Source organism: Pseudoalteromonas sp. S3260, assembly GCF_005886925.1.
Taxonomy (GTDB): Bacteria; Pseudomonadota; Gammaproteobacteria; order Enterobacterales; family Alteromonadaceae; genus Pseudoalteromonas; species Pseudoalteromonas tetraodonis.
Map to the genome: position 1 here is coordinate 1 of NZ_PNCV01000399.1, position 366 is coordinate 366.

At 66.7% G+C, this 366-nt stretch carries 1 protein-coding gene; it reads right to left on the reverse strand.

Annotation, left to right across the window (positions count from 1 at the left end; translation table 11 throughout):
• Nucleotides 1-351 (reverse strand): HAD family hydrolase (locus CWC14_RS18950; protein WP_212746577.1); only part of this gene is annotated, 351 nt, incomplete at its 3' end.
• Nucleotides 352-366: the final 15 nt, after the last annotated feature.

The following is a 366-nucleotide window of genomic DNA, read 5'->3' on the forward strand; positions in this document are numbered from 1 at the left end:
GGTCACGATGCCCCACGGCAGGCCTGCGCGCTGACAGATCTCGATCAGGGCGTCATAGCCCGGGAACAGCACACTGTGCGCCGCGACATCGCGAGCATAGAACTCCAGCAGGCGAGTGCGCTCGCTGGCGTGCTCGGGATGATCGAGCTCATGGCCCAGGGCCAGCGTCACAAGAGCGCTGCCACCATGCGAGACTTCGGCGCGAATCACATCATAGTCCAGCGCCGGCAGGGTGTGATGCTGACGCAGCTCATTGGTGGCGCGCGCCAGGTCTGGCGCGCTGTCCACCAGGGTGCCATCGACATCGAAGATCAACGCGGCGGCGCGAGGAAGCGCGGCCGGCAGGCTCACGCAAGCTCTCCCTCG